Source organism: Streptomyces sp. NPDC006711 (assembly GCF_042869775.1).
Classification (GTDB): Bacteria; Actinomycetota; Actinomycetes; order Streptomycetales; family Streptomycetaceae; genus Streptomyces.
In genome coordinates this window covers 362,195-385,906 of sequence record NZ_JBIAGO010000001.1, presented here as the reverse complement: position 1 = coordinate 385,906, position 23,712 = coordinate 362,195, and the positions used below count along the sequence as shown (strand labels likewise).

At 73.7% G+C, this 23,712-nt stretch carries 22 protein-coding genes; 17 read left to right on the top strand and 5 right to left on the bottom strand.

Features of this window, described 5'->3' with window-relative positions; translation table 11 throughout:
• Nucleotides 1–44 precede the first annotated feature (44 nt).
• A complete protein-coding gene (locus ACFYM2_RS01705; RefSeq protein ID WP_359006698.1) occupies nucleotides 45–593 on the top strand; it encodes a YbjN domain-containing protein in 549 nt (182 codons plus the stop codon).
• Between the two features lie 16 nt (nucleotides 594–609).
• Here ACFYM2_RS01705 and ACFYM2_RS01700 read toward each other — a convergent pair whose 3' ends face one another.
• Both ACFYM2_RS01700 and ACFYM2_RS01695 read right to left on the bottom strand, forming a co-directional pair.
• Nucleotides 610–1,737 carry a hypothetical protein gene (locus ACFYM2_RS01700; RefSeq protein WP_388832482.1) on the bottom strand — a complete coding sequence of 376 codons (1,128 nt, stop codon included), beginning with the start codon at nucleotides 1,735–1,737 and terminating at the stop codon, nucleotides 610–612.
• A gap of 265 nt (nucleotides 1,738–2,002) precedes the next feature.
• Nucleotides 2,003–3,193, bottom strand: a complete 1,191-nt coding sequence (locus ACFYM2_RS01695; protein ID WP_388458383.1) for a pyridoxal phosphate-dependent aminotransferase — start codon at nucleotides 3,191–3,193, stop codon at nucleotides 2,003–2,005.
• Nucleotides 3,194–3,302: 109 nt separating this feature from the next.
• Here ACFYM2_RS01695 and ACFYM2_RS01690 point away from each other — a divergent pair, with 109 nt between their 5' ends.
• The 7 genes from ACFYM2_RS01690 (at nucleotide 3,303) to fbaA (ending at nucleotide 10,046) form a co-directional block, all read left to right on the top strand.
• Complete coding sequence (locus ACFYM2_RS01690) at nucleotides 3,303–3,644, top strand: hypothetical protein (protein ID WP_388832479.1); 342 nt, start codon at nucleotides 3,303–3,305, stop codon at nucleotides 3,642–3,644.
• A gap of 350 nt (nucleotides 3,645–3,994) precedes the next feature.
• On the top strand, nucleotides 3,995–4,519 hold the full coding sequence (locus ACFYM2_RS01685; protein ID WP_359006686.1) for a DUF2617 family protein: 525 nt from the start codon (nucleotides 3,995–3,997) through the stop codon (nucleotides 4,517–4,519).
• A gap of 166 nt (nucleotides 4,520–4,685) precedes the next feature.
• Nucleotides 4,686–6,272 carry a polyamine aminopropyltransferase gene (locus ACFYM2_RS01680; RefSeq protein ID WP_388832476.1) on the top strand — a complete coding sequence of 529 codons (1,587 nt, stop codon included), beginning with the start codon at nucleotides 4,686–4,688 and terminating at the stop codon, nucleotides 6,270–6,272.
• A gap of 176 nt (nucleotides 6,273–6,448) precedes the next feature.
• On the top strand, nucleotides 6,449–7,369 hold the full coding sequence (locus tag ACFYM2_RS01675; RefSeq protein WP_388458388.1) for an SRPBCC domain-containing protein: 921 nt from the start codon (nucleotides 6,449–6,451) through the stop codon (nucleotides 7,367–7,369).
• 121 nt (nucleotides 7,370–7,490) lie between these two features.
• On the top strand, nucleotides 7,491–8,237 hold the full coding sequence (locus ACFYM2_RS01670; RefSeq protein WP_388458498.1) for an aldose 1-epimerase: 747 nt from the start codon (nucleotides 7,491–7,493) through the stop codon (nucleotides 8,235–8,237).
• A gap of 23 nt (nucleotides 8,238–8,260) precedes the next feature.
• Nucleotides 8,261–8,809: an orotate phosphoribosyltransferase gene (gene pyrE, locus ACFYM2_RS01665; protein ID WP_359006677.1), complete on the top strand. Its 549-nt coding sequence runs from the start codon at nucleotides 8,261–8,263 to the stop codon at nucleotides 8,807–8,809.
• Nucleotides 8,810–9,023: 214 nt separating this feature from the next.
• On the top strand, nucleotides 9,024–10,046 hold the full coding sequence (fbaA, locus tag ACFYM2_RS01660; RefSeq protein WP_359006675.1) for a class II fructose-bisphosphate aldolase: 1,023 nt from the start codon (nucleotides 9,024–9,026) through the stop codon (nucleotides 10,044–10,046).
• 269 nt (nucleotides 10,047–10,315) lie between these two features.
• Here fbaA and ACFYM2_RS01655 read toward each other — a convergent pair whose 3' ends face one another.
• Nucleotides 10,316–11,764, bottom strand: coding sequence for a DHA2 family efflux MFS transporter permease subunit (locus tag ACFYM2_RS01655; RefSeq protein WP_388833063.1), 1,449 nt, complete (start codon nucleotides 11,762–11,764; stop codon nucleotides 10,316–10,318).
• A 698-nt stretch (nucleotides 11,765–12,462) separates the two neighbouring features.
• Here ACFYM2_RS01655 and ACFYM2_RS01650 point away from each other — a divergent pair.
• The 5 genes from ACFYM2_RS01650 to ACFYM2_RS01630 all read left to right on the top strand — a co-directional run bounded on the left by ACFYM2_RS01650 (nucleotide 12,463) and on the right by ACFYM2_RS01630 (nucleotide 17,234).
• On the top strand, nucleotides 12,463–12,876 hold the full coding sequence (locus ACFYM2_RS01650) for a DUF3151 domain-containing protein (RefSeq protein WP_359008584.1): 414 nt from the start codon (nucleotides 12,463–12,465) through the stop codon (nucleotides 12,874–12,876).
• 364 nt (nucleotides 12,877–13,240) lie between these two features.
• A complete protein-coding gene (locus ACFYM2_RS01645) occupies nucleotides 13,241–14,038 on the top strand; it encodes a DUF3152 domain-containing protein (RefSeq protein WP_388832473.1) in 798 nt (265 codons plus the stop codon).
• A gap of 114 nt (nucleotides 14,039–14,152) precedes the next feature.
• Nucleotides 14,153–15,001 carry a tryptophan 2,3-dioxygenase family protein gene (locus ACFYM2_RS01640; protein WP_388458502.1) on the top strand — a complete coding sequence of 283 codons (849 nt, stop codon included), beginning with the start codon at nucleotides 14,153–14,155 and terminating at the stop codon, nucleotides 14,999–15,001.
• A complete protein-coding gene (gene kynU, locus ACFYM2_RS01635; RefSeq protein ID WP_388832470.1) occupies nucleotides 14,994–16,274 on the top strand; it encodes a kynureninase in 1,281 nt (426 codons plus the stop codon). The genes ACFYM2_RS01640 and kynU overlap by 8 nt, the downstream gene beginning before the upstream one ends.
• 90 nt (nucleotides 16,275–16,364) lie before the next feature.
• The gene (locus tag ACFYM2_RS01630; RefSeq protein ID WP_388832468.1) at nucleotides 16,365–17,234 is read left to right on the top strand and encodes an alpha/beta hydrolase; all 870 of its coding nucleotides are present in this window, start codon (nucleotides 16,365–16,367) and stop codon (nucleotides 17,232–17,234) included.
• Between the two features lie 50 nt (nucleotides 17,235–17,284).
• On the opposite strand, the gene ACFYM2_RS01625 is transcribed toward ACFYM2_RS01630, so the two are convergent.
• Together ACFYM2_RS01625 and ACFYM2_RS01620 are read right to left on the bottom strand one after the other, a co-directional pair.
• Nucleotides 17,285–18,481 carry a GDSL-type esterase/lipase family protein gene (locus tag ACFYM2_RS01625; RefSeq protein WP_388832465.1) on the bottom strand — a complete coding sequence of 399 codons (1,197 nt, stop codon included), beginning with the start codon at nucleotides 18,479–18,481 and terminating at the stop codon, nucleotides 17,285–17,287.
• Nucleotides 18,482–18,540: 59 nt separating this feature from the next.
• Nucleotides 18,541–19,110: a WHG domain-containing protein gene (locus tag ACFYM2_RS01620; RefSeq protein WP_350231221.1), complete on the bottom strand. Its 570-nt coding sequence runs from the start codon at nucleotides 19,108–19,110 to the stop codon at nucleotides 18,541–18,543.
• A gap of 140 nt (nucleotides 19,111–19,250) precedes the next feature.
• Here ACFYM2_RS01620 and ACFYM2_RS01615 point away from each other — a divergent pair, with 140 nt between their 5' ends.
• The 4 genes from ACFYM2_RS01615 to ACFYM2_RS01600 all read left to right on the top strand — a co-directional run bounded on the left by ACFYM2_RS01615 (nucleotide 19,251) and on the right by ACFYM2_RS01600 (nucleotide 23,211).
• Nucleotides 19,251–19,748 carry an FBP domain-containing protein gene (locus ACFYM2_RS01615; protein ID WP_359008596.1) on the top strand — a complete coding sequence of 166 codons (498 nt, stop codon included), beginning with the start codon at nucleotides 19,251–19,253 and terminating at the stop codon, nucleotides 19,746–19,748.
• 197 nt (nucleotides 19,749–19,945) lie between these two features.
• Nucleotides 19,946–21,244 (top strand): histidine kinase, encoded by a 1,299-nt coding sequence (locus tag ACFYM2_RS01610; RefSeq protein WP_359008622.1) that lies wholly within the window; start codon nucleotides 19,946–19,948, stop codon nucleotides 21,242–21,244.
• A complete protein-coding gene (locus ACFYM2_RS01605; RefSeq protein WP_359008598.1) occupies nucleotides 21,241–21,903 on the top strand; it encodes a response regulator transcription factor in 663 nt (220 codons plus the stop codon). The genes ACFYM2_RS01610 and ACFYM2_RS01605 overlap by 4 nt, the downstream gene beginning before the upstream one ends.
• Before the next feature lie 72 nt (nucleotides 21,904–21,975).
• Complete coding sequence (locus ACFYM2_RS01600; protein WP_388832462.1) at nucleotides 21,976–23,211, top strand: cytochrome P450; 1,236 nt, start codon at nucleotides 21,976–21,978, stop codon at nucleotides 23,209–23,211.
• Nucleotides 23,212–23,712 lie beyond the last annotated feature (501 nt).

Genomic DNA, 23,712 nt, shown 5'->3' with positions numbered 1-23,712 from the left:
GGCATGGGGGAGGATGACCGGAACCGTACGAAGGAAGATTCACGATGACCATCGACCCGTCCTCGATTCCGAATTTCGGGGCTCAGCCCGGCCCGCAGCCCGGCGCCCAGCCGTCCGGCCCCATCGTTCCCGACCAGGACCTGGTGAAGCAGCTCCTGGACCAGATGGAGCTCAAGTACGTCGTGGACGACGAGGGTGACCTCGCCGCGCCGTGGGAGGATTTCCGTACGTACTTCATGTTCCGCGGCGAGGACGACCAGCAGGTCTTCTCGGTGCGGACGTTCTACGACCGGCCGCACAGCATCGACGACAAGGTCCAGATCCTCGAGTCGATCGACGACTGGAACCGCCGCACCCTGTGGCCCAAGATCTACACGCACACCCACGACGACGGCACCGTGCGCCTCATCGGCGAGGCGCAGATGCTGATCGGCACCGGTGTCGCCCTGGAGCACTTCGTGTCCTCCACGGTGAGCTGGGTGCGCGCCTCGATCGAGTTCGACAAGTGGCTCATCGAGCAGCTCGGCCTGGAGAAGGACGTCGACGGCGACGAGGGCGAGGGCGAAGCCCCCGGGGCGGCCGACTCGGAGTGATCCGGCCTTCGGCGCCTCACAGCGCCATCGTGGCCAGCGTCAGCAGATAGGCGCCGTAGCCGAACGAGAGCCCGGCCAGGGCGACGGTCACCGCGACCGCGGCCCTGGGCCGGGCTCTCGTCAACGCGAGCGCCACCGGCAGGAGCAGCGGGAAGGCGGGGAGCAGGAAGCGCGGTTTGGACTCGAAGTAGCCCGCGCCGCCGACCGCGATGAGGACCAGGACCGCCGAGTACACCGCGAGCGGCAGCGAAGGCCGGTCCAGGACGTACAGCGCGAAGAGCACCACGAACACGCCGGTGATCAGCGCGGCCATCGGGAACCCCAGGTCGTACGGGACCCGCGTGAGCCGCTTGACGAAGGCCAGCGAGCCCGCCCCGAAGTCGAACCGGGACGTCCAGCCCGCCTGCACCGCGAAGTAACCGCCGAACACGTCGCCCTCGCGCGCCCCCACCCACAGCACGTAGCCGCACCAGCCGAGCGGCGCGAGCAGCGCGCCCGCCCACGGCCGCCGGGCCCGCCACCCGCCGCGCCACAGCTCCCACCCCGCCGCCGCCACGACGGCGGCGGCGACCGCCACCGCGTTCGGCCGGGACAGGCCCGCGAGGAGCGCGAGCGAGCCCGCCCACACCCAGCGGCGCGTCACGACCGCCCACAGCGACCACGCGGCGAACGCCGTCATCACGGGCTCGGTGTAGGCCATCGTCAGGACGACGGAGTGCGGGAGCAGCCCCCACAGCAGCACCAGCACGGTGCCCACCCGCCGCCCGTACAGGCGCTCACCGAGCAGATAGATCCCGCACGCGGCCGCGACCGCCGCCGTCCAGGACACCAGCAGGCCCGCAGTGCCGCCGGTGACCGGCAGGACGGTGGTCACGGCGCGGATCAGGCCCGGGTACAGCGGGAAGAACGCCAAGTCGCTCTGGACCGCGCCGTCCGGCCAGAACAGGGTGCGGCCGTAGCCGTGGGCGGCGATCCTGGCGTACCAGTCGGCGTCCCACGCGGTGGCCAGGCGCGCACGCGGCGAGATGCCCCGGTGGTGGGCCGCCGCCACGAGCACGAGCAGGCCGCCCAGCCGCGCCGCGGCGAAGAGCCCGAGCGCGGGCGCGGCCCGGCGCAGCGCGGCCGCCCAGGGCGCCGCGCCCATGCTCCCGAGGGTCCCGGCGGCGGCGGGGGCGGGGATCTCGGCGGACAGAAGGCACCTCCGGGCGGACGCGGTCGCTCAGATCGACCATCCGCGCGGATCGCGCCCGGCGCGAGCGCAGCGCCCCCGACCGGGTGGCACCGCCCCCGCCCGGCGGTGCGCCCGTCCCCGCCCGGCGGTGCGCCCGTCCCCGCCCGGCGGTGCGCCCGCTCCCGCCCGGCGGTGCGCCCGCTCCCGCCCGGGGTGCGCTCGGGCCGCCATGCGCGCGCTAGTCGGCCAGCGCCTTGAGGCGGCCCACCGCGTCCTCCAGGACCTCCGTCCGCTTGCAGAAGGCGAACCGGACGAACGGGGCGCCCTCGTCGCGATGGTCGTAGAAGACCGCGTTGGGGATCGCCACCACGCCGCAGCGCTCGGGCAGCGAGCGGCAGAACGCCACGCCGTCGCGCTCGCCGAGCGGGCGCACGTCGGTGGTCACGAAGTACGTCCCGGCCGGCCGGAACACCCCGAACCCGGCCGCCGCGAGCCCGTCGCTCAGCAGGTCCCGCTTGGCCTGGTGCTCGGCGCGGAAGGCCTCGAAGTAGGCGTCGGGCAGCCGCAGCGCCTCGGCCACGGCGTACTGGAAGGGCCCCGAGGCGACGTACGTCAGGAACTGCTTGGCCGAGCGGACCGCCGCCACGAGGGCGGGCGCGGCCGTCACCCAGCCGACCTTCCAGCCCGTGAACGAGTACGTCTTGCCCGCCGAGCCGATGGTGACGGTGCGCTCGCGCATGCCGGGCAGCGACGCTAGCGGGATGTGCTCGGCCCCGTCGAAGACCAGGTGCTCGTACACCTCGTCCGTGATCACCAGCAGATCGCGCTCGCACGCCAGCTCCGCGACGGCGGTGAGCTCGGCACGGGTCAGGACCGTGCCGGTCGGGTTGTGCGGGGTGTTGAGCAGGAGCAGGCGGGTGCGGGGGGTGACGGCGGCGCGCAGCTCGTCCAGGTCCAGGACGTAACGGCCCTCGGCGGGGCGCAGGGTGACGGGCACCCGGGTGCCGCCCGCCATCGCCACGCACGCGGCGTAGGAGTCGTAGTACGGCTCGAGGGCGATGACCTCGTCGCCCGGTTCGACCAGGGCGAGCAGGGCGGCGGCGATCGCCTCCGTGGCGCCCGCGGTGACCAGGACCTCGTGGTCGGGGTCGTAGGACAGACCGTAGAAGCGCTCCTGGTGCGCGGCGACGGCGGCACGCAGTTCGGGCACGCCGGGGCCCGGCGGGTACTGGTTGCCCCGGCCCTCGCGCAGGGCCCGGACCGCCGCCTCCCGGATGGCCTCGGGGCCGTCGGTATCGGGAAAGCCCTGGCCGAGGTTGACGGACCCGGTCCGCTGGGCGAGGGCGGACATCTCGGCGAAGATCGTCGTCCCGAACTCGGCGAGGCTGCGGTTGAGGAGAGGGCGCGCGCTGGAGGTCATGACGGCCATCCTGCGGGCAACCTCTGGACTTGCTCAAGTGTGCTTTGGCGCCGGACGGCGAAGGGCATCCCCTTCCCACGCGGGCCACGGGGGACCGCGGTCAGGAAGGACGTGGGGGATGGACATCGTGATCGGTCTGGGGTTCGTCGCGCTGGTGGCGCTTCTCGTCCTGGCGACCGCCAAGGCAGGCGGGCGCTCGCGCGGCGGTGTCCGCGCGCGCAAGCGCTCGGCGGCCTCGGCGGCCGGGGGCGCCAGCTGGTGGGCGGGGGGCGGCTCGGACGGGGGCAGCACGTCGTCCTGCGGGAGCGGGAGCGGGAGCGGTGGCCACCACCACGGGGGCGGCGGGGGCGGCCATCACGGGGGCCACTCCTGCGGGGGCGGCCACCACTCCTGCGGCGGAGGCGGCCACTCCTCGTGCGGCGGCTCGTCGTGCGGGGGCGGCGGCTGCGGTTCGAGTTGACGGGCCGCGTGAGCGACGGGCGGACCGGTGCGGGGCGGGCGCGGCTGACACGGGGCAGCCGATTCCGCCGCCGGGTCCGCCCGTTGTGCGCCCGGACGGTCACGGCCGGCCGGGAGCCCTTTTGCGCGCCGGTAGTTGAACGTTTGAACCCAAGGGCCCCCGAGGGGATGGAAACCCCATCAACTTGGGTAAAAAAGCTGTGAGTGCCGCACACTTCGTGATTCCCTCGCAGAGAAACCGCGCGGCATGTGGACTCCGGGTGATCAGGGAGCGGTCGCCCGTCCCTTCGTTGCGGTCCGAGTCGACACCGGTCATCCACCCGCCACATGTGTGTCTTGCGGAGCCCACCCATGCTCACGACCCTGAAGACCGCCTACACCGACACGCGCGCCGCCGACCTCGCCTGGGCGCTCGGCCGCGAGCCGCTGCCCGCCCTCGCCGTGCTCGACCTCGAACTCGCGGGCGCCAAGCTCCAGTTGAGACTCCTGGGCGCCTCCCACCAAGTGCTCCTCGACGAGGAGCGCGGCACCTGCTCGGAGACCGTCGCCTGCATGCCCGGCAGCAGCACGCCGCTGCCGCTGGGCGTGGCGAAACGGCTCGGCGAGTGGGACTACGAGTTCGCCGCGCGCGTCGAGACGCTGTCGCGCGGCTCGTTCGCGGGCCGCGCCCAGGAACTCCTCGCCCTGGTCTGCGACCACCCCAATGGACTGGCCGGAACGTTTCCCGGCTCCCCGCACGCGTTCACGGCGATGCTCGCCCAGCGCGGCGAGGGCCAGGTGTGGTGGCGTACCTGGCACGCCTATCCGCAGGAGGGCCAGCTGGTGGTCACCCGCACCCGGGTCGGCCTGCGGGTGCCCGCGGCGGCCGGACTCTGAGGCCCGGGAGGCGCGCGCCGATGCGCCGACGGGCTTCGCGGCACGCGCCGTGGGCCTCGCCATGAGCGCCGTGGGCCTCGCCATGCGCGCCTCCGCCGTCGGCGGGCTCCAGTTGCACCCGTGTGGGTGACAGGATGCGAACGAACAGTCACGTAGCGTTCGCATCATGATCGAACCGCTCCCCGCTCCCGTGAGTAGTCCGCGGTCGGGCCGGTTCCTCGTCCTGGCCGTCGTGTTCCTCTGCGCCGCCTGCGGGCTCGTGTACGAGCTCGAACTGGTCGCCCTCGCCTCGTACTTGATCGGGGACTCGGTCACCCAGGCCTCGGTGGTCCTGTCGGTGATGGTCTTCGCGATGGGGGTCGGCTCGCTGCTCGCCAAACGGCTGCGCTGCCGGGCCGCCGTCGGCTTCGGCCTGATCGAGGCCGCGCTCGCCCTGGTCGGCGGCTGCTCGGCGATGGTCCTGTACGCGACGTTCGCCTGGTCCGGCGGCTCGCGGTACGCGCTCGTCGCCTTCTCGCTCGCCATCGGCATGCTGATCGGCGCCGAGATCCCGCTCCTGATGACCCTCATCCAGCGCGTCTCGCGGGGCGCGGCCGGTGACGCGAGCGGCACGGTGGCCGACCTGTTCGCCGCCGACTACGTGGGCGCGCTCGTCGGCGGCCTCGCCTTCCCGTTCCTGCTCCTTCCCCAACTGGGCCAGCTGACCAGCGCGTTGCTCACCGGCGCCGTCAACGCGGTCGCGGGCGGCTCGCTCGTCCTGCTGCTCTTCGGCCGCGATCTGTCCCGGCGCGCCCGCTGGACGCTGCTCGGCGCCAACGCCCTCGTCCTCGTCGTGCTCGCCCTGACCACCGCGATGGTCGGCGACTTCGAGCACGCCGCCCGCCGCGCGGTGTACGGCGGACAGGTGCGCGTGGCCCTCCAGACCCACGTCCAGGAGATCGTCCTGACCGGCAGGTCCGGCGCCTCCCTCGGGCTCTTCCTCGACGGGCGGCTGCGGGTCGACGGCCGCGACGAGTTCCGGTACCACGCGGCCCTGGTGGGCCCCGCGCTCGCCCGGGGCCCGCACGGCCGGGTCCTGATCCTGGGCGGCGGCGACGGCCTGGCCGCCCGTGAGGTGCTGCGCCGTCCCGGGGTGCGCGCGGTGACCCTGGTGGACGTGGACCCCGGGCTCGTCCGCCTCGCGCGCGAGGACCCGGCGCTGGCGTCCCTGAATGCCCACGCCTACCGGGACCCCCGGCTGCGCGCGGTGGCCGGCGACCCCTTCGACTGGCTGCGCGGCGACGTGCGGACACTGGGCACGTACGACGTGGTGATCTGCGATCTGCCCGACCCCGGCATCACCGCGAGCACCAAGCTCTACTCGCAGGAGTTCTACGGGCTCGCCTCCCGCGTCCTTGCCCCCGGCGGGCGTCTTGTGGTGCACGCGGGCCCGGTCGGTGGCCGGCCGCGCACGTTCTGGACGGTCGCCTCGACGGTCCGCGCCGCCGGTCTGACGGCGTTCGCCTACCGCGCGGACGGGCGCGCCCCCGGCGTCCCCGCCGTCCCCGGCCGCGCGCACGGCCCGGCGGCCGCCCCTCACGACTGGGGTTTCGTTCTGGCCACCCGGCCCGGCCCGGACCCGCCGGCGGCGGCGCCGGGCCCCGCCGCCGGCCCGGGGGCGGTGCTGCCCGTCGGAAGCAACCCCCTGCACCCGCCACCCGGCGCCACCGGCCTGCCGCCGTCGACGCTCGTGCATCCGAGGTACGCGGACTGAGGGGCGCGGAGTGAGGGGCGGGCACGAGCACGCGCGCGCGGACGGCCACGGGCAGTGGACGGCCACCGGTACGCGGGCGGGCGCGCGGGGTGTCGGGGCGTCCGCGAGGGGCCCGGCGGGGATCGGCGCCGCGTTGGCGCAGACGATCGGGCCGGCGCTGAGTAGGCTCGGTGGCTATGGAGCATGAGGTGTTCGTTCCGGTTGAGGCCCAGGCACTCCGGCAGGCGCTGCGCGATCCCGCCCGGGTCGCGTGCTGTGTGCCGGGGCTCCAGCAGGACGCGGGCGAGCCGCCCATCACGGGCCGGCTGAAGGTCCGCCTCGGCGGGAGCACCATCACCTACCGGGGCTCCCTGCGCGTCACCGAGCAGAGCCCCGACGTGTTCGCCCTGGAGGGCGAGGGCGTGGAGGTGCGCGGGGCGGGCGCGGCCAAGATCGCCCTGACCGTGACGCTCGAAGAGGCACCGGGCGGCGCCATGCTGGCCTTCGCGGGCACGGCGCTCGCGGAGGGCCGGGCCGCCGACGTGCCGCACGAGACCGCCACCGCGTCCGCGCTGCGTCTGCTCGACCGGTTCGCGGCGGAGCTGGCCCGGCCGGCCGGGCCGGAGCGGCCCGGGGCAAACGACCGTCTCGCGGCGGCGCCCGACGAGCCGGTGGCCCCGGCACATCCGTCGGACACGGACCTGAACACCGACCTGAGCACCGGTCTCCCCGCGGCGCGGGACACCGACGGCACACCGCGCGGCGCGGCCGCCCACGACGACATCCACGGCGACGCACAGGACGACACCCGCGACGAGGACTTCACCTCCGTGTTCGACGCCGAGGTGCCGCCGCCGTCCCTCGACCGGCTCGCCGACGACGACTTCGTCATCGAGGTGGGCGAGTCGATGCCCGCCGAGGCCGCGCACGCCCGCCGCACGATGATCGGCCGCAGCGCCGAGGAGGTCGACCACGCGCCGCCGCGCGGCCGGTACGCCCCGGTGCCCGCGCCATCGGGCGGCAACGCCGGCGCCACCCTGCGCTGGGTCGCCCCGGCCGCCGCCCTCGCGCTGGCCTCGGCGGTCGTGGTCGGGCGCGCGCTGCGCCGCCGCCGCTGACGACGCGGTGGGAGTGCGCCCCACCGGCCGGAGGCCGGAGACCGGGTGAAACGACGGCCCACCGGCTAGGGTCGAAGCCGTGAGCAGTGACCAGATCAAATTGGGCGTCGGCGCCGTGCACATGACCGTCGACGCGGGCAACGGCTGCCGGATCAGCAGCCTGGTGATCGACGGCACCGAGGTGCTGCGCCAGGGCGAGAAGTACGGCTGCTTCCCGATGGTGCCGTGGTGCGGCCGCGTCGAGAACGGCCAGTTCCGTGATGGCGGGGTGAAGTATCAGCTGCCGCTCAACTCGCCGCCGCACGCCATCCACGGCACCGTCCGCGACCACGCGTGGCAGACCGCGCGGGTCTCCGCGACGGAGGCGGTGTTCACGCAGGAGCTGACCGAGCCCTGGCCCTTCACCGGCAAGGTCACCCAGATCTTCGAGCTGACCCCGGACGCGCTGACCGTCCGGATGGGCGTCGAGACGTACGACAACTCCTTCCCGGCGCAGGTGGGCTGGCACCCGTGGTTCGTCCGGGAGATCGACGGCAGCCGGGTCGAGCTGGCCTTCGACGCGCAGTGGCAGGAGGAGCGCGGCGAGGACCACCTGCCCACCGGGCGGCGCATCCCACCGCTGCCGGGCCCCTGGGACGACTGCTTCGGGATGCCCGACGGCGTCGATGTCACCCTCACCTGGCCCCGGCGCCTGGAGCTGAAGGTGACCAGCCCCACCGAGTGGGTCGTCGTCTATGACGAGCAGGAGGAGGCCGTGTGCGTGGAGCCGCAGTCGGGCCCGCCGAACGGCCTCAACACGCTGCCCCGTCAAGTGACCCCGATCGACCCGCTGGAGCTGACGACGACCTGGGCCTGGCGCCGCCTGTGACCGGGGCCCTTAAGCTCTTGGGTATGACTGACGTACGCGCTGACCTGCTCCAGCAGATCAAGGACAAGGCCGTGGTGCACGGCAAGGTGACCCTCTCCTCGGGGATCGAGGCCGACTACTACGTCGACCTGCGCCGGGTCACCCTTGACGGCGTCGCCGCGCCGCTGGTGGGCCAGGTGATGCTCGACGTGGCCGCGGAGTTCGACTTCGACGCGGTGGGCGGCCTGACCATGGGCGCCGACCCGGTGGCCGGCGCGATGATGCACGCGGCCGCCGCCCGTGGCCGCTCGCTCGACGCCTTCGTGGTCCGCAAGGCGGCCAAGGCGCACGGCATGCAGCGCCAGGTCGAGGGCCCGGACATCAAGGGCCGCCGGGTCCTGGTGGTCGAGGACACCTCGACCACCGGCGACTCGCCGCTGACCGCCGTCGAGGCGGTCCGCGCGGCCGGCGCCGAGGTCGTGGCCGTGGCGACGATCGTGGACCGGGCGACCGGCGCCGCGGAGAAGATCACCGAAGGCGCGGGCGTGCCGTACGTGTCCGCGTTCTCGTTGACGGACCTCGGGCTGGCCTGAAAAGCGTGACGCGGGTCCCGGCGCTCGGACCGGGCGAGCCTGACCTGCGCGTTCCTTGAGGGGCGGGCTGTTTCACGTGAAACAGTCCGCCCCTCGGACGTCCACGGGGTGGAGCCGCTGCCAGAGTCTGGAAAGATGGGCCGCGACGATGACGTCGCCCCCAGGTCAGGGCCAGCACATATCGCACACCCCGCACATCACAAGGAGCGGACAGATGCCCATCGCAACCCCCGAGGTCTACAACGAGATGCTCGACCGGGCGAAGGCAGGCAAGTTCGCCTACCCGGCCATCAATGTGACCTCGACCCAGACCCTGCACGCTGCGCTGCGCGGCTTCGCGGAGGCCGAGAGCGACGGCATCATCCAGATCTCCACCGGTGGTGCGGAGTTCCTGGGTGGCCAGTACAACAAGGACATGGTGACCGGCGCGGTCGCCCTGGCCGAGTTCGCGCACGTCGTCGCCGCCAAGTACGACATCACCGTCGCGCTGCACACCGACCACTGCCCGAAGGACAAGCTGGACGGCTACGTCCGCCCGCTCATCGAGGTGTCCGCCGAGCGCGTCGCCCGGGGCCTCAACCCGCTGTTCCAGTCCCACATGTGGGACGGTTCGGCCGAGACCCTGGCGGACAACCTGGCCATCGGCCAGGAGCTCCTGGCCAAGGCCGCCGCCGCGAAGATCATCCTTGAGGTCGAGATCACCCCGACCGGCGGCGAGGAGGACGGCGTCAGCCACGAGATCAACGACGAGCTGTACACCACCGTCGACGACGCGCTGCGCACGGCTGAGGCGCTGGGTCTCGGCGAGAAGGGCCGCTACTTGCTGGCCGCGTCCTTCGGCAACGTCCACGGCGTCTACAAGCCGGGCAACGTCGTGCTCCGCCCCGAACTGCTCAAGGACCTCCAGGCGGGTGTCGGCGAGAAGTACGGCAAGCCCTCGCCGTTCGACTTCGTCTTCCACGGCGGCTCGGGCTCCTCGGCCGAGGAGATCGCGACGGCGCTGGAGAACGGCGTCGTGAAGATGAACCTCGACACGGACACGCAGTACGCCTTCACGCGGCCCGTCGCGGACCACATGTTCCGCAACTACGACGGTGTCCTGAAGGTCGACGGCGAGGTCGGCAAGAAGTCGACGTACGACCCGCGTACGTGGGGGAAGCTGGCCGAGGCGGGGATGGCCGCGCGGGTGGCTGAGGCGTGTGCGAATCTGCGGTCCACCGGCACGAAGCTGAAGTAACCGGCCTTCAGCGCACGACCCTGGGCCCGACGCCCCCCTCCCGGGAGCGCCGGGCCCTTCCATATCCGGGCCGCGTGCCGTCCGGCGGGGGCGGATGCGGGCCGTTCGCGCGGCGGCTTTCGAGTGCGGGCCGTGCGTGGCTGGTCGCGCAGTTCCCCGCGCCCCTTAAGAGCTTCGTGGTCGGGTGCCGGCTGTACGTGGCCGGTCGCGCAGTTCCCGCGCCCCTGGGGCATCCGGTGCCGGCCGGGGCCCGTTCGGGGTGGGGGCGGTCAGTGGGGGTTGTGGTCGGGCTCGATGGCTGGGCCCGGGAGGCCGGACTGCATGCGGCACTCGGGGGCCACCGCGACGACAGGGCGGCGTACGGTCACGAACGCCACCACGGAGGCCAGCGCCAGCGCCCCCGCACACATCGGCATGGCCCGCCGGAACGTGGCCCCGAACTCCGCGGCGGACCGGTACGCCTCCGGCCCCATCCCCGCGGCCAGCGGCAACGCGGCAACCGCGATCAGCCCCGCCGCACGCGCGGCGGCGTTGTTGATGCCGCTCGCGATCCCCGCCCTCCCCTCGTCGACCGACGCCAGCACCGTCGCGGTGAGCGGCGCGACCAGCGTGACCATGCCGAGTCCGAGGACGAGCAGCGCGGGCAGGACGTCCCGTACGTACGACGCGTGCTCGCCGGCCCGCAGCATCAGCAGCATCCCGGCCGCGCACAGCAGCGGTCCGGCCGTGAGCGGGACGCGCGGCCCGATGCGCCGGCCGAGTTCGCCCGAACGGGCGGAGAGCAGCAGCATCAGGACGGTCGTGGGCAGCATGGCGGCGCCCGCGCCGAGCGCCGAGTACCCGACGACGACCTGGAGCTGGAGCGCGGCGAGGAAGAAGAACCCGCCGAAGGCGGCGTACACGCAGATGGTCACCACGTTGACCGCGGTGAAGATCCGGGAGCGGAAGACCGAGGGCGGCAGCATGGGGTCGGGCAGCCGCCGCTCCCGCCGTACGAACGCCGCGCCGAGCCCGAGTCCGGCGACGGCCGAGCCGACGACCAGCCGTGACGTGCCCTGTCCCGGCGCCTCGATCAGGGCGTAGGTGACCAGCGCGAGGGCCAGCGCGCCGAGCGCCGCGCCCAGCACGTCGAAGCGGCCGGTGTGGGTGCGCGGGTCGCGGGACTCGGGTACGTGGCGCAGGGCGACGCCCACGCAGAGCGCGGCGAGCGGCACGTTGATGAGGAAGACCCAGCGCCAGCCGGGGCCGTCCACGAGCCAGCCTCCGAGGAAGGGCCCCACGGCGGCGCCGACGCCGCCGAGCCCGGACCACACCCCGACGGCGCGGGCCCGGTCGTCCGGGTGGAAACCGGCCTGGATGAGGGCGAGGGAGCCGGGCGTGAGCAGGGCGCCGCCGATGCCCTGGAGGGCGCGGGCGGCGATGAGCACCCCGGCGTCGGGGGCCAGGCCGCACAGCAGGGACCCGGCGGCGAACCAGATCACGCCGGTCACGAAGACCTTCCGCCGGCCGTAGCGGTCGCCCAGGGCGCCGCCGAGCAGGATGAGGCCGGCCAGGGTGAGCATGTAGGCGTTGACGGTCCATTGCAGGACGGCCATGTCGGTGTCCAGGTCGGCGCCGATGTGGGGCAGGGCCACGTTGACGACGGTGGAGTCGAGCAGGGCCATGCCGCTGCCGAGGACGGTGGTGAGCAGCAGCCGGCGCCCGGGGCCGGTACCCATGCGTACGTTGTCCGCCACAGCACGACTGTCCCCCACCCCACCCCACCCCAAAACCCCTCCCGCACCGGATGCTCAGGGGCGCGGGGAACTGCGCGCCCAGCCACGCACGGTCCGCAGCCGGGGCCCCTGGGGCTCCGCCCCAGACCCCGTTCGCGCCTGAAGGGCGCTCGTCCTCAAACTCCCCCAAGGCCTTAAGGGCCAGGGGGGACCCCCATGACGGGCTGAAGGTGCCCATACGGGCCAGCGCCGAGTAGTCAGGGGCAAGCCCGCCCCGAGGTCGCCCACGCGGGCCAGCACCAGCCCCGCCAGGGGCGCGGGGAACTGCGCGGCCAGCCACGCACGACCGGCACCCGGAATCCACCCCGGCCGAACGGCCAGCCACCCGCATGCGGGTCGGCACCGGATGCTCAGGGGCGCGGGGAACTGCGCGACCAGCCACGCACGACCGGCACCCGGAATCCACCCCGGCCGAACGGCCAGCCACCCACGTGCAGGTCGGCACCGGATGCTCAGGGGCGCGGGGAACTGCGCGCCCAGCCACGCACGACCGGCACCCGGAATCCACCCCGGCCGAACGGCCAGCCACTCGCATGCGGGCCCGCACCGCCCCCGTCAGGGACGCCGGCACCCGCCCCCCGCCCGGGTCGGGAAGAGGTGGCCACCCCCGACCCCCGGCGGGCTTTGGCAGACTGGCCCGCATGTCCCTTCACGAAAACCTCCTCGGCGGCCCCGCCCCCACCCTGCTCCCCGACGACCCGGAGCCCCGCGACCTGCTCGCCGCCGGCACCGCCCCGGCCGACGTCGCCGCGAAGTACCCCACCTCCTCCCTCGCCTGGGCGCAGCTCGCCGACGACGCGTTCGACGCCGGCCGCACCGTCGAGTCGTACGCCTACGCCCGCACCGGCTACCACCGCGGCCTGGACTCGCTGCGCCGCGCCGGGTGGAAGGGCCACGGCCCGGTCCCGTTCGAGCACGAGCCCAACCGGGGCTTCCTGCGCGCCCTGCACGCCCTGGCGCGCGCCGCGCACGCGATCGGTGAGGAGGGCGAGTACGAGCGCTGCACGACCTTCCTGCGCGACTCCTCGCCGCTCGCCGCCGACACCCTGGGCTGACCCCGCACCGCCAGCGCCGCCCCGAACCACCCCGTACCGGGGCCGAAGTCGATCACTCGCGGTCCGGAGGGAACGTCCGGGCCGCGAGTGGCATCTGTATGTCTGACACGGACGGCCCCGACGCGCGCGCGAACACCACGATCGCCCGCCGTCCGGCCGCATCGACAGGCTGGCGCGGAGGCCCCACTCCTCTCCCCCCAACTCCAGCCGGGGAACAGGGGAGAGCTCTGTCTTGGGCAAGCGAGGCGCCCGCAGCAACACGAGTGGATCCAGCACGGCGGGCCGGGCGGCCGCACCCGGGCCGGGCCGCCGCCAGGACCGGGGCGGACGCGGGCGCCCCGGACGACGGCGGACGCGTTCGCGCGTGCTGCTCGTCGCCGGGGCGCTGATCGCGGCCACCCTGGCCGGCGGGGTCGCCGTCGCCCAGTGGCCGGGCCGGTCCACGTCCGGCGTGGAGGCCGGCAACATCGCGGCGAGCCCCCCGCGCGAGCAGTCCTCCCAGCCCGCCGAGGCCCAGCTCAAGCCGCCTCCGCCGAGCAAGGACCCGAGCGGATCACCGGACCCGAGCGGATCGGGCGCCCCCAAGACGGATGACGTACCGCAGTCCGGCCCGGGCACCTTCACCGCCGCTAAGGCATCCGGCAAGGTCGTCGGCGCCGCCGGCCCGCTGCGCCGCTACCAGGTGCAGGTCGAGGACGGCGCGGACGTCTCCGCCGCCCAGGCCGCCCTCGACATCCAGACCATCCTGTCCGACCCGCGCAGCTGGGCCGCCCACGGCAAGGGCCGCTTCCAGCTGGTCTCCAGCGGCGCCGACGTCGTCATCAAGATCGCCACTCCGAAGACCACCGACAAGCTCTGCGTGGCCGTCGGCGACACCGGCGGCGAGCTGAACTGCGAGGTCAGCGGCGGTGTCGTCGTCAACCTCAAGCGCTGGGTCACGGGGTCGCCGCAGTACGACGGGCCGCCCGCCGAGTACCGCCATCTGATCATCAACCACGAGATAGGCCACCTCATCGGCTACCACCAGCACATGGCGTGCCCGGGGCCCGGCAAGACCGCCCCGGTGATGATGCAGCAGATCAAGGGCCTCAACGGCTGCAAGTCCAACGCCTGGCCCTACACCGCGCAGGGAACGTTCGTCACGGGCCCCTCGGTGCCCTGACGCACCGGACAGAACCGTGCTTATGATGCCGGTGGGGACCGGGGCTCCGATGCCGACCAAGGAAGGGGCGGACCGCTACCCGGACACATCGAGGAGACAGCGATGTCATCAAAGATGTCCGAACCGGTCACGCCGCCCGAGCGGGGCGACGAGCCGGAGACCCCCAACCTGGACTTCGCGGGCACCACCCCGTACGAGGACTACGTCCAGGCCGACGTCCTCACCCACCTCCAGCACCCGCTCTCCGACGACCCGGGCGAGATGGTCTTTCTGGTCACCACCCAGGTCATGGAGCTGTGGTTCACGGTCATCGTGCACGAGTGGGAGACCGCGTCGCGGGCCCTGCGCGCGGATGACGTGCGGGTGGCGGTGGACGCCCTGAAGCGTTCGGTACGGGAGCTCGAGGCGCTGAACGCGTCGTGGACGCCGCTGGCGCAGCTGACCCCGGCCCAGTTCAACTCCTACCGGTCCGCGCTCGGCGAGGGCTCCGGGTTCCAGTCGGCGATGTACCGGCGGATGGAGTTCCTGCTCGGCGACAAGTCGGCCTCGATGCTGGTGCCGCACCGGGGCGCGCCGCGCGTGCACGCCGAGCTGGAGAAGGCGCTGGGCGAGCCGAGCCTGTACGACGAAGTGCTCGCGCTGCTCGCGCGGCGCGGGTACGCGATCCCCGCGTCCCTCCTCCAGCGCGACCTGACCCGCAAGTACGAGCCGTCCGCCGAGGTCGAGGCGGTCTGGTCCGAGCTGTACGCGGGCGACCAGAACGCCGAACTGGTGCGCCTGGGCGAGGCGTTGACCGATGTCGGCGAGCTGGTGTGGCGCTGGCGCAACGACCACCTGGTGGCGACCCGGCGGGCCATGGGCACGAAAGTCGGCACCGGCGGCTCGGCGGGCGTGGCCTGGCTGGAGAAGCGCGCCACCAAGAACGTGTTCCCCGAGCTGTGGACGGCGCGCAGCCATGTCTGAGCACCCGGCCGAGACGGCACCCTCGGCCCCCTCCCACGCCCCGGCCGAAACCGGCCCCTCGGCCCCCTCCCACGCCCCGGCCGCGCCCGACGCGCTCGCCCGCAAGGCCGCCGCCCTTGACGCCGCCGACGAACTCGCCCGCCACCGGGGCCTGTTCGCGCTCGACGACGACGTGGTCTACCTCGACGGCAACTCGCTGGGCGCGCTGCCCCGGCACGTGCCGGCCCGTATGCAGGACGTCATCACCCGCGAGTGGGGCCGGCTGCGCATCCGCTCCTGGGAGGAGAGCGGGTGGTGGACCGCGCCGGAACGCGTCGGCGACCGGATCGCGCCGCTCCTCGGCGCGGACCCCGGCACGGTCGTGGTCGGCGACTCGACGAGCGTGAACGTCTTCAAGGCGCTGGTGGGCGCGGTGCGCCTGGCGGGCGATGACCGGGACGAGATCCTGGTCGACGCCTCGACGTTCCCCACCGACGGGTACGTCGCGGAGTCGGCGGCGCGCATGACGGGCCGCCGGGTGCGCCCCCTTGCCCCCGCCGACATCCCGGCCGCGCTGGGCCCGCGCACGGCCGCCGTCCTGGTCAACCACGTGGACTACCGCACGGGCCGCCTGAACGACCTGCCGGGCACGACCGCCGCCGTCCACGCGGCGGGCGCCCTCGCGGTGTGGGACCTGTGCCACAGCGCGGGCGCGCTGCCGGTGGGACTCGGCGCGCACGGCGTGGACTTCGCGGTGGGCTGCACCTACAAGTACCTGAACGGCGGCCCGGGTTCACCCGCGTACCTGTATGTGCGCGCCGACCACCAGGACCGCTTCGACACCCCGCTGCCCGGCTGGAACTCGCACGAGGACCCCTTCGGGATGCGGGCGGCGTACGCGCCGGGCAAGGGCGCGGCCCGTGGCCGGGTCGGCACCCCGGACATCCTGTCGCTGCTCGCCCTGGAGTCCGCGCTCGACGTGTGGGACGGCGTCTCCATCGAGGCGGTCAGGAGCAAGTCCCTTGCCCTGACGGACTTCTTCCTGGAGTGCGTCACGGCGTACGTCCCGGCGGGCCGGGTCACCTCGGTGACGCCGGAACCCGCCGCCGAGCGCGGCAGTCAGGTGTCGCTGCGCTGCGAGAACGCGGGTGACGTGATGCGCGCCCTCATCGAGGCGGGCGTGGTGGGCGACCACCGCCGCCCCGACGTCCTGCGCTTCGGCTTCACACCGCTGTACGTGGGCTTCGCCGACGCGCACCGGGCGGCGGTGTGCCTCGCGGCGCTCCTGTCCTGAGCCACCGGACCGCGAAGGTGCCCCGGACGCCCTGGTAGCGTCCGGGGCACCCGGGTGATCAACCGGCTTGGCCTGGCGAAAGGTTGGGGAATGACGGATCCCGCAGAGCGTGACGCGGCCGAAGAGGCATCCGCCTTCTCCCATCCCGCCGTCGCCCCCGACGCCACCGCCGCCTACGGCGACCACCCCGATCAGGTGGTCGACTTCTATGCCCCGAGGGGCGCCCGCGCCGGCGCCCCCCTGGTGGTGCTGCTGCACGGCGGCGCCTGGCGCGCTCCGTACGACCGCACGCACGTCAGCCCGCTCGCGGATTTCCTGGCCCGGCGCGGGTTCGCGGTGGCCAACGTCGAGTACCGGCGCGGGAGTCCGCTGCCGCGACAGGGCGGTGCGGGCCCGGTGGCCGGGCGCTGGCCCGACACGTTCGACGACGTGGCGGCGGCCCTGGACGCGCTGCCCGCTCTCGTACGCGACGCCGTGCCCGGCGCCGATCCGCGCCGCACCGTGCTGGCCGGGCACTCGGCGGGCGGTCAGCTCGCGCTGTGGGCGTCGGCCCGGCACCTGCTGCCGCCCGGCTCCCCGTGGCGCACCCCGGACCCCGCCGCCCTGCGCGGCGTGGTGGCCCTCGCCCCGATCGCCGACTTCGCGAGCGCGGTGGAGCTCGACGTGTGCTCGGGCGCGGTCGCCCAACTCCTGGGCGGCGCCGATGAGTTGGCTGCCAGGGCCCCGCACGCCGACCCCGCCGCCCTGCTCCCCACCGGGATCGCCACGACCGTGGTGCAGGGCCGCGAGGACATCGTCGTACCCCGGGCGGTGGCGGAGGCGTACGTGGACGCGGCGGCGAAGGCGGGCGAGATGGTGGGCCTGACGCTCCTCGACGACGTCGGGCACTTCCCGCTCATCGACCCCTCGGCCGACGCGTGCGCGGTGGTGGCCGAGGAGATCGCGCAGCTGGCGTACTGAGGCGTACTGAGGCGTACTGAGGCGTACTGGGGCGGCCGCCGCCGGCCCGCTCAGCGGCGGCCGGCCGCGAACGCCCCCTCCTTGAAGGCCAGTTGGGCGAACCGCTCGCCCATGCGGCGGTGGGTCGCGGCGTCCGGGTGGAGGGCGTCGGGCAGCGGCAGCTCGGTGGCGTCCTGCTCGCCGTAGAGCGAACGGCCGTCCAGGTAATGGATGTTGGGGTCGTACGCCGAACGGGCCGCCACCAGCGCCGCCAGCTCCTCCCGGATCACGGACAGCGTGAGCTTCCCGCTCGCCCGTTCCGCCGGGTCGCCCGTCGCCAGGAACCGCAGGCGTCCGGCGGCCAGTTCCGCGAGGTCGGGCGCGCAGGGCCCCGGGGTGTCCTCGTGGATGGGGCACAGGATGGGCGAGATCACCAGGAGCGGGGCGTCCGGGTGTCCGTCCCTGATGGTGTCGAGGAAGCCGTGCACCGCCGGGACGAAGGCGCGCCGCCGCATCAGGTCGGCGTTGACCACGTTGATCCCGATCTTGACGCTGATCAGGTCGGCGGCCGTGTCCCGCATGGTCCGCGCGGTGAACGGGTCGAGCAGCGCGCCGCCGCCGAACCCGAGGTTGACCAGCTCGGCGCCGCCGAGCGAGGCGGCGAGCGCGGGCCAGGTGGTGGCGGGGCTCGCGGCGTCGGTGCCGTGGCTGATCGAACTGCCGTGGTGCAGCCACACCGCGCGGCCCCGGTCGGGGACCGGCTCGACGGGCGCGTCGGTGCGCAGCGCGACGAGCTCGATCGTCTCGTTGTGCGGCAGCCAGATCTCGACATCCTTGATGTCGGGGGAGAGGCCGGTGAAGCGCACGGTGCCGGGCTCGCCCGGCCGGTACTCGGTGGCGCCGGTGGTCATGTCGATGGTGAGCGTGCTGCCGCAGGGCACGCTGCCCCGCGCGACGGGGCGGCCGTCCACGAGCAGGTCGTAGAGCCCGTCGGGGCGCGCCGGTGTGCCGACGTACACGCGCTTGGTGGGCAGCGTGTCCAGTTCGATCGCGGTGGCCCGGGTGCGCAGGGCCAGGCGTACGCCGGAGGGCTGGGACTCGGCCATGAGCAGCTGTGCGTCGGCGCCCTGGGCGCGGGCCCGCGCGGGCAGCCGGTGCGGCAGCAGCCCACGCTCGGTGCGCTCCAACTCGATGGCGCTGCGCAGGAGTTGAGCGGTGATGGGGGTGTGCACGGGGTGCGCGATCGGCGCGGGGGGCGGCGTCGTCATCGGGTCGGGGTTCCTGTCGGGTGGGGTGGCCGGGTTCGCGTGCGGTGCGTCGGGGCGGCTCATGCCGGGGGCCAGTTGCGCAGCAGGGCGTCGAGCGCGTCCAGGGTGCGCTCCCAGGTCTGCTGGGTGTCGGGGGCGCTGTGGCTGAACCCGCCGCCCATCTCCAGGCTGATGTAGCCGTGGAAGACGCTGCCGAGCAGCCGCACCGCGTGGGTCGCGTCGGGTTCGGTGAGGTCGTAGCCGCGCAGGATCGCCCGTGTCATCCCCGAGTGCCGGGCGCCCGCGCTCGCGGCCGCCGCCTGCGGGTCGAGGCGCAGCTGGGCGGCGGCGTAGCGGCCGGGGTGCTCGTGGGCGTAGTCGCGGTAGACGTTGCCGAGGGCGGCGAGCGCGTCCTTTCCCGAGCGGCCCGCCACCGCGTCGGCGGCCCGGTGCGCCATCTCCTCCAGGGCGAGCAGCGCGAGCCGGGTCCTGAGGTCCTGGGAGTTCTTGACGTGCGAGTACAGGCTCGCGACCTTCACGTCGAACCGTCTGGCCAGGGCCGAGACGGTCACCTGCTCGAAGCCGACCTCGTCGGCCAGCTCGGCGCCCGCCCGGACCAGCCGTTCGGTGGTGAGCCCCACGCGTGCCATGCCCGGCCCTCCTCTTCCTCGCGTCCCTCGCGCCCGATATGCCCGACGCATCCCGCATACCCGACGAGTCGGACGCATCCGATCTGCCTGAACCAATTATGCGTTTGCCTAAAACCTTTAGGCAAATTACCGTGATGCTTATGAAGCCGCTCACCGAACGAGACATCCGTACCGCCTTCGTGAACTGCACCAAGGGCGAGGCCAAGCGCATGGCCGTGCCGCACGACCTGGCCGAGCGGCCCTGGGAGGAGCTGGACTACTTCGGCTGGCGCGATCCGCAGGCACCCGACCGCGGCTACCTCGTCATCGAGCTGGACGGCCGCCTCCAGGGCCTGGCGCTGCGCTGCTCCGGCGCGGTCTCGGGCCGCCAGCGCCGCAGCATGTGCTCGCTGTGCCTGACCACCCACGCGGGCGGCGTGTCCCTGATGGTCGCCCCCAAGGCGGGCAGGCCCGGCAAGCAGGGCAACTCGGTGGGCGCCTACATCTGCGCCGGCCTCGACTGCTCGCTCTACGTACGCGGAAGGAAGACGGCGGACGCCGGCTCGCGGCTGCACGAGACGCTGACGGTGGAGGAGAAGATCGAGCGGACGGTCCTGAACGTCGCGGCGTTCGTCGCGAAGGTGACGGCGGACGCCTGACGCCACCGGACGGGGGAGGGCGCGGGCGCGGTGTAGTCCCTGAGGCGGACCCCGCGAGATCCCCATCCAGCCGGACGCCCCCGCCGGGGCCGCCGCCTACCGTGGTGTGCGTGAACGAGACGAACAGAGCCCGGCAGGGCAGCGGCAGCACGGCAGCGGGCGGCGGCGCCGGGCGCACCCCGGAATTCCGCTTCGCGATGGACGCGTACGGAGGGCTGCGCCGGGACCTGTTCCACGACGCGTTCGCCTACCGGCCGCTGCCGCCCCGCCGGACGGACGGCGCGATAGCGCGCCACCTGCCGGGACGCCTGCGCGAGACGGCCGCCTGGGCGCCGCACGCGGTGGTCTGCTTCCTGGCGTTCCTCACGACGCTGTTCGGCTACACCGCCCTGAGCGCGTTCGAGGGCGGCCGCGCCTTCCTGCTGAGCGGGCTGATCGTGGCGGTGCCGGTGGTCATGACGCTGGTACGCCCCATCGGCGCGTTCTGGCTCTCGTGCGCGGTGATCGTGGTCAGCGGGATGCTGGGGGACCACGGCAGCATGAGCCCGTGGACGCCGGGGACGGTGTTCATGCACCTGAGCGTCCTGGCCGTGGTGGCGCTGCGCACCCGGCCCCGGGTGGCGGCCTGGATGTGGGCGGTCACGCTCGCCATCAGCATGGTACTGAGCACCATGAGGGGCCGCACGGACTCCCTGGGCAGCGTGCAGATGGCGGTCTTCTACGGCACGGTCCTGCTCGTCATCTCCGTGGTGCACATCCGCAAGGACGCCGAGCGGCAGGTCAGCGCGGAGAAGTCGGTCACCGCCGTCGAGCGGGACCGGCGCACGGTCCTTGAGGAGCGCACCAACATCGCCCGCGAGCTGCACGACGTGGTGGCGCACCACATGTCGGTGGTCGCCATCCAGGCCGAGGCCGCGCCCTACCGGGTCGAGAACACCCCGCCCGAGCTCACCCAGGCCTTCGCCACGATCCGCGAGAACGCGGTGGCCGCGCTCACCGAACTGCGCCGGGTGCTCGGAGTCGTACGCGCCGAGGACTACGAGGCGCCGGACGCCCCCCAGCCCACCCTCGCCGACCTGGACAGCCTCCTCGCCAACGTCCGCGAGGCCGGGCTGCCCGTGGAGAAGGTCATCACCGGCGCGGTGCGCGAACTCCCGCAGGGCGTCGAGCTGTCGGCGTACCGGATCATCCAGGAAGCGCTCAGCAACACCCTGCGGCACGCGCCGGGGGCCGGGGCGCGGGTGGAGATCGGATACGTGCTGGGCGGGCTCGGCCTGCGCGTCGTCAACGGTCCCGCGACCTCGCAGGCGGGGCCGTCGCAGGGGTCGGGACACGGGCTCACGGGCATGGCGGAACGGGTGGCGATGCTCGGCGGCGTGATGACCGCCGAGCGGACGGCCGAGGACGGCTACGAGGTCACCGTCTTCATCCCGGTCGCCCCGGCCGAGCCGGAGTCCGCGGTGGACCTGGCCAAGGAGACGGGAGAGCGGGCATGACGATCAAGGTCCTCATCGTGGACGACCAGATGATGGTGCGCGAGGGGTTCTCCGTCCTGCTCGGCGCGCAGCCGGACATCGAGGTGGTCGGCGAGGCGGTCGACGGGCGCGAGGCGGTGGCGCGGGTCCGGGCGCTCCGCCCCGACGTGGTCCTGATGGACATCCGCATGCCCGGCATGAACGGCATCGAGGCGACGCGGGAGATCGTCGCGGCGGACGACTCGTCGAAGGTGCTCGTCCTGACCACCTTCGACCTCGACGAGTACGTCTACCAGGCGCTGCGGGCCGGGGCGTCCGGGTTCCTCCTCAAGGACGCCTCGGCGCGCCAACTCGCCGACGGTGTACGGGTGGTGGCGTCCGGGGAGGCGCTGCTCGCCCCCTCGGTGACCCGGCGCCTGATCAACGAGTTCGCCCGGGTCCTGCCGGCCCAGCGGGCGGCGTCGCCGACGGGTGAGGTCGAGGAGCTGACCGACCGCGAGACGGAGGTGCTGGTGCTGATCGCGGGGGGTCTTTCCAACCAGGAGATCGCGGAGCGGCTCGTGGTGGCGGAGTCGACGATCAAGACGCATGTCAGCCGGATCCTGGTGAAGCTGGGTCTGCGCGACCGCACGCAGGCGGCGGTCTACGCCTACGAAACCCGTCTGGTCACCCCGTCCTGAACCCTGGGCCCGGCCCCGGCCTCCGCGCGGGTTCGCGGGACAGGAGGGGCGGCCGGGGTTCATCCTCGCGGGATGGACCACACCCCGTTCCGCCCCGACGCCCAGGACTTCGTGACCGACCCCTACCCCGCCTACGCCGAGCTCCGCGCGGCCGGGCGCGTCCACCACCACCCGCCCACGAACCAGTGGCTGATCCCGCACCACGCCGACGTGTCCGCGCTGCTCCGCGACCGGCGGCTCGGCCGGAGCTATCAACACCGTTTCACGCACGAGGAGTTCGGCCGTACGCCGCCGCCGCCCGCGCACGAGCCCTTCCACACCCTCAACGACCACGGCATGCTCGACCTGGAGCCCCCGGACCACACCCGTGTCCGGCGCCTCGTCTCCCAGGCGTTCACGCCGCGCACCGTGGAACGCCTCGCGCCCGCCGTACGCCGGCTCGCCGCCCGCCTCGTGGACGACTTCGTCGCGGCCGGCGGCGGCGATCTCGTGGCCGGGGTCGCCGAACCGCTCCCCGTCGCCGTCATCGCCGAAATGCTCGGCATCCCGGCGGCCGACCGGCCCCTCCTGCGGCCCTGGTCCGCCGCGATCTGCGGCATGTACGAACTCGATCCGGACGAGGAGGCCGCCGCCCGGGCGGTGCGCGCGTCGCTCGAATTCTCGGACTACCTGGGCCACTTGATCGCCGAGCGGCGCGAGAACCCCGGCGAGGACCTGATCTCCGCCCTCATCGCGGCGCACGACGACGGGGGCGCGGGCCCCGGGGGCGGGCGCGCTCGCCTCACGGAGCAGGAGATGGTCTCCACCTGCGTCCTGCTCCTCAACGCCGGTCACGAGGCCACGGTCAACGCCACGGCCAACGGGTGGTGGGCGTTGCTGCGTCACCCGGGGCAGCTCGCCGCGCTGCGGGCCGAGCCGGACGCGCTGCTGCCCACCGCCATCGAGGAGCTGTTGCGCTTCGACACCCCGCTCCAGCTGTTCGAGCGCTGGGTGCTCGAGGACATCGAGTTCGCGGGGCAGCGGTTGCCGCGTGGCAGCGAGGTGGCGTTGCTCTTCGGCTCGGCCAACCGCGACCCGGCGCGGTTCGCGGACCCCGACGTCCTGGACCTCGCGCGGGGCGACAACCCGCACATCTCCTTCGGTGCGGGCATCCATTACTGCCTCGGCGCGGCGCTGGCTCGCGTCGAACTGCGGGCGTCGTTCGGGGAGTTGCTGGCGCGGGCGCCGGGGTTGCGGTTGGCGGCGGAGCCGGTGAGGTCTCCGGGTTTCGTCATCCGAGGCGTGACCGAACTCCGGGTGCAATGCTGACCACCCCGTTCGCGCAGTTCCCCGCGCCCCTGAGGCATCCGGTGCGGGCCCAGAGCGGCACCCTCAGCCTGCCCGGCGTTTCGCGAACGGGGTTGGCTCTCCCGTGCGGGCCGTGCGTGGCTGGTCGCGCAGTTCCCCGCGCCCCTGACTACTCGGCGCTGGTCCAGAGCGGCAATCTCAGCCTGTCCGGCGTTTGAGGACGAGGCCGTTCAGGCCGATCGGGGTCTGGGGCGGAGCCCCAGGGACCCTGGCTGCGGACCGTGGTCGCTCCTCGCGCAGTTCCCCGCGCCCCTGAGGCATCCGCGTGCGGGCCGGCATGCGCATACCCAGCCTATCCGGCGATTGAGGACGAGCGCCCTTCAGGCGCGAATGGGGTCAGCCTTTGCGTGCGGGCCGTGCGTGGCTGGTCGCGCAGTTCCCCGCGCCCCTTGGCGGGGTCCGTGCTGGCCCGGACCGGCAACCTCAGCCCGTCATGGGGGTCCCCCCTGGCCCTTAAGGCCT

Bases quoted from the DNA above. Each gene is read 5' to 3' on its own strand.
- ACFYM2_RS01640 (WP_388458502.1), top strand. From the start codon at position 14,153: ATGTCCGAACCGGTCACGCCGCCCGAGCGGGGCGACGAGCCGGAGACC.
- ACFYM2_RS01620 (WP_350231221.1), bottom strand. From the start codon at position 19,110: ATGGCACGCGTGGGGCTCACCACCGAACGGCTGGTCCGGGCGGGCGCC.
- ACFYM2_RS01695 (WP_388458383.1), bottom strand. From the start codon at position 3,193: ATGGCCGTCATGACCTCCAGCGCGCGCCCTCTCCTCAACCGCAGCCTC.
- ACFYM2_RS01675 (WP_388458388.1), top strand. From the start codon at position 6,449: ATGGAGCATGAGGTGTTCGTTCCGGTTGAGGCCCAGGCACTCCGGCAG.
- ACFYM2_RS01705 (WP_359006698.1), top strand. From the start codon at position 45: ATGACCATCGACCCGTCCTCGATTCCGAATTTCGGGGCTCAGCCCGGC.
- ACFYM2_RS01690 (WP_388832479.1), top strand. From the start codon at position 3,303: ATGGACATCGTGATCGGTCTGGGGTTCGTCGCGCTGGTGGCGCTTCTC.
- kynU (WP_388832470.1), top strand. From the start codon at position 14,994: ATGTCTGAGCACCCGGCCGAGACGGCACCCTCGGCCCCCTCCCACGCC.
- ACFYM2_RS01615 (WP_359008596.1), top strand. From the start codon at position 19,251: ATGAAGCCGCTCACCGAACGAGACATCCGTACCGCCTTCGTGAACTGC.
- ACFYM2_RS01700 (WP_388832482.1), bottom strand. From the start codon at position 1,737: ATGGGCGCGGCGCCCTGGGCGGCCGCGCTGCGCCGGGCCGCGCCCGCG.
- fbaA (WP_359006675.1), top strand. From the start codon at position 9,024: ATGCCCATCGCAACCCCCGAGGTCTACAACGAGATGCTCGACCGGGCG.
- pyrE (WP_359006677.1), top strand. From the start codon at position 8,261: ATGACTGACGTACGCGCTGACCTGCTCCAGCAGATCAAGGACAAGGCC.
- ACFYM2_RS01610 (WP_359008622.1), top strand. From the start codon at position 19,946: ATGGACGCGTACGGAGGGCTGCGCCGGGACCTGTTCCACGACGCGTTC.
- ACFYM2_RS01685 (WP_359006686.1), top strand. From the start codon at position 3,995: ATGCTCACGACCCTGAAGACCGCCTACACCGACACGCGCGCCGCCGAC.
- ACFYM2_RS01680 (WP_388832476.1), top strand. From the start codon at position 4,686: ATGATCGAACCGCTCCCCGCTCCCGTGAGTAGTCCGCGGTCGGGCCGG.
- ACFYM2_RS01625 (WP_388832465.1), bottom strand. From the start codon at position 18,481: ATGACGACGCCGCCCCCCGCGCCGATCGCGCACCCCGTGCACACCCCC.
- ACFYM2_RS01670 (WP_388458498.1), top strand. From the start codon at position 7,491: ATGACCGTCGACGCGGGCAACGGCTGCCGGATCAGCAGCCTGGTGATC.
- ACFYM2_RS01655 (WP_388833063.1), bottom strand. From the start codon at position 11,764: ATGGGTACCGGCCCCGGGCGCCGGCTGCTGCTCACCACCGTCCTCGGC.
- ACFYM2_RS01600 (WP_388832462.1), top strand. From the start codon at position 21,976: ATGGACCACACCCCGTTCCGCCCCGACGCCCAGGACTTCGTGACCGAC.
- ACFYM2_RS01630 (WP_388832468.1), top strand. From the start codon at position 16,365: ATGACGGATCCCGCAGAGCGTGACGCGGCCGAAGAGGCATCCGCCTTC.
- ACFYM2_RS01650 (WP_359008584.1), top strand. From the start codon at position 12,463: ATGTCCCTTCACGAAAACCTCCTCGGCGGCCCCGCCCCCACCCTGCTC.
- ACFYM2_RS01605 (WP_359008598.1), top strand. From the start codon at position 21,241: ATGACGATCAAGGTCCTCATCGTGGACGACCAGATGATGGTGCGCGAG.